This is a genomic window from Roseiarcus sp., assembly GCF_052145395.1.
Classification (GTDB): Bacteria; Pseudomonadota; Alphaproteobacteria; order Rhizobiales; family Beijerinckiaceae; genus Roseiarcus.
In genome coordinates, this window is record NZ_JBKQOT010000402.1 from 1 (window position 1) to 3,025 (window position 3,025).

1 protein-coding gene and 1 pseudogene are annotated in these 3,025 nt (G+C 64.7%); both read right to left on the reverse strand.

All coding sequences use genetic code 11. The features are described 5' to 3' along the window. Positions 1 to 27: 27 nt before the first annotated feature. Positions 28 to 1,627: pseudogene (locus ACLP25_RS13485) on the reverse strand (gamma-glutamyltransferase family protein). Positions 1,628 to 2,052: 425 nt separating this feature from the next. Then, the coding region (locus ACLP25_RS13490) for an ATP-binding cassette domain-containing protein (RefSeq protein WP_442469702.1) at positions 2,053 to 3,025 on the reverse strand (973 nt) is incomplete at its 5' end.

Below are 3,025 nucleotides of genomic sequence, written 5' to 3' on the forward strand. Positions count from 1 at the left end.
CGAAAGCGCCCCCATTTGGAGGCCCAATCAGAAGCCGAGCGCGCAGCCGTCCTTGCGCGGATCTGAGGCGCCCAGCAGCGTTCCGCGCTCCCAATCGATTGAGATCGCCTGGGCGCCGCCGATCGGCGAGGCCGGCGAACGGATCACGAAGCCTCGCGCTTCGAGCCCCGCCCCGTGCAGGTCGCGTAAACGCTGCTCCATTTCAACGGCATTGGTTCCCGGCGACGGGAACAATCGCGGCAAGTCGACCGCAGTCTGCAGATCGAGACGGTGATCGAACAGCTTCGCGAGCAGGGTGGCGTGGCCCATCGCCTGATAATGGCCACCCATCACGCCGAACGGCATGACGCCCGTTCTCGGCCGCCATACCGGGAATGATCGTGTGCATCGGGCGCTTCCCAGGCCCTATCCGGTTCGGATGACCGGGGGCGAGGACGAAACTCTTGCCGCGGCTATGGAAGAGAACGCCTGACTTCGGGCTCACAAGTCCGCTGCCGTAATGGTCGAAGAGCGAATTGATGAAGCTTATGGCGTTGCGCTCTTCGTCGACGAACGCGATGTAGACGGTGTCCTGGTGCGCTCGCACCGGGAAGGTGGGCAGGCGCTCGATCGCGTGGGCGAGATCGATCTTCGCCGCCAGAGCGTCGGCGAGGCGATCGGAAAGAAGATAGTCGACCGGAACCTCGGCCTTTGCCGGGTCCGCCAGGAAGGCGTCACGCGCGGCGTAGGCGAGGCGGGTCGCTTCGATTTCGATGTGGAGATTGTCGATGTCGAGCGGATCGGGCCGAACCTCGAAGCGCGACAGGATCTTGAGAATCATCAGCGCAATGACGCCCTGACCGTTGGGCGGACATTCATAGATCGTTCGCCCGCGGAACTCGGTCGTGACCGGCGTCACGTATTCGCCTTTGGCGCGCTCGAAATCACCGGCCTCGTGCAGCCCGCCAAGGTCTTGCAGATAGGCGACCATGTCTTGTGCGATCGGGCCACGATAGAAGGCGTCGGGGCCCTCACGGGCGATCGCCTCCAGCGTCTCCGCGAGCTCGGGCTGCCGCTGCAAGGATCCCACGCTCGGCGCTTCGCCGTGGCTCAAGAAAATGCGGCAGGCCGTCCGATCGCGTCTGAGAAGATCGCGCTGCGTTCCGATGTCGTGGGCGACGCGCGGCGAAATCGCGTATCCGCCTTGCGCGAGCTCGATCGCGGGCTCGAGAGCCGCAGCGAGGGGCCGGCGACCATGATCCTTGATGAGCCGCGCCCACGCTTCGACGGCGCCGGGGATGGTGACGGCGTGTGGAGAATGGCGTTCGATGCGCTCGACGCTATGACGCTCATACCAGTCCGCCGCCGCCGCCGGGGTTCGTCCCGAACCGTTGTAGCCGATGACGTTCGCTGAGCCGCCGCGCGACAGCAACGCAAAGCAGTCGCCGCCGATTCCCGTCGATCCCGCTTCGACGACGCATTGGACGGCGCAAGCTGCGACCACGGCGTCGATGGCGTTGCCGCCATCGCGCAGCGCCTCGAGAGCGGCGAATGTCGCCGTCGGATGCGAGGTCGCCGCCATACCTCTTTTCCCCGCAGCCAGAGATCTCCCGGGGATTTCAAAATTTCGCGCGATCGACACGGCCATAGAGGTTCGACTTAGTCGGCGTTTGGCGCTTCGAATGTGACAAGAATCCGCCGCGGAAAGTCTGCGCTCGCGCGCATCACGCGTCGAGCATCTTCATTCGAGCCTTGATCAAATGGACGTGAGATGCCGACGCTCCCTCGCGCGCAGCGAGCGCCACCGCATTGTTTTTGCGGCATTCTCCGCTGGCGAAGCGGTTTTCGAGCGCCCTCCTCGGGGCAGCAGCGCGCATTCCTTGTTTGCACCGGTTCGGCGTTGTTCCCTGCGATTGACGCGGCGCGACCGCGGAAAAGAGGCGCGGTCGACCCGCAGGCTCCCTCTATCGCCGCCTGATTGCGCGCCGTCACGCGTCCGCCCTCAAACTCTGGCCGACGGCTTACTTCATCCCGTTTGACCGGCGTTCGAAACGCAGGCGAGCCCGCATGCGGCTACAGATATTGCGCCCCGGCTTCCCTTGCGAATTGCGCCGGCCCGCCCTCCCAGACGATCCGACCGCGTTCAAGCACATACACCCGGTCTGCGTGGGGCAAGGCGAACGTGACGTTCTGCTCGCCGAGAAGCACCGTAATGTCCGTCGCTTTCCGAAACCGCTCGAGCGCCTTCGAGATCTGCTCCATGATCAGGGGGGCGAGGCCGAGCGTCGGCTCGTCGAGGATCAGCAGGTCGGGCTTCCTCATCAAGGCGCGAGCGATCGTCAGCATCTGTTGCTCTCCGCCGGACAGCGTCGCCGCCGTCTGCGTCTGACGCTCCTTCAGAATCGGGAACAGATCGAACAGCCGCTCTCTGCGCTCGGATCTCTCCGCTTCCCTGAGACCGTGCCCGCCCATGTCGAGATTTTCGCGCACTGACATTGCGCCGAAGAGCTCGCGCCCCTCCGGCGACTGGACGATCCCTTCGCGCGCGATCGTGGCCGCCGTCCTTCCACGCAACGATTGGCCCTGCCTGCGAATGTCCCCGGAATAGGGCGCGAGGCCCGAGACGGCGTTGAACAGGGTTGTCTTACCGGCGCCGTTCAGTCCAACGATGACGACGAATTCGCCCTGATGCAAATGGAGGGAGACGTTCTCCAGCGCCTGCGCCTTGTCATAAACGACGCTCAAATTGCTGATTTCGAGGAAAGGCGTCGCAACATCGCCAAAGGCGGCCTCTGGGCGCGCCGCCGTCTCAAGGGTGCCGCCGAGATAGACCTTTCGCACGGTCTCATTCTCCATGACGTCCTGGGGCGCGCCCTCGGCGATCCGCTCGCCCGCATGCATGGCGAGAATTCGGTCGACGAGCGCGGATATCCCTTTCACGTTGTGATCGACGATCAGGACCGCCCGCCCGTCACTGCGCATTTCGGCGATCAGCGTCGCAACGGACGCGGTCTCGCGCGCCGTCAGGCCGGCGAACGGCTCGTCG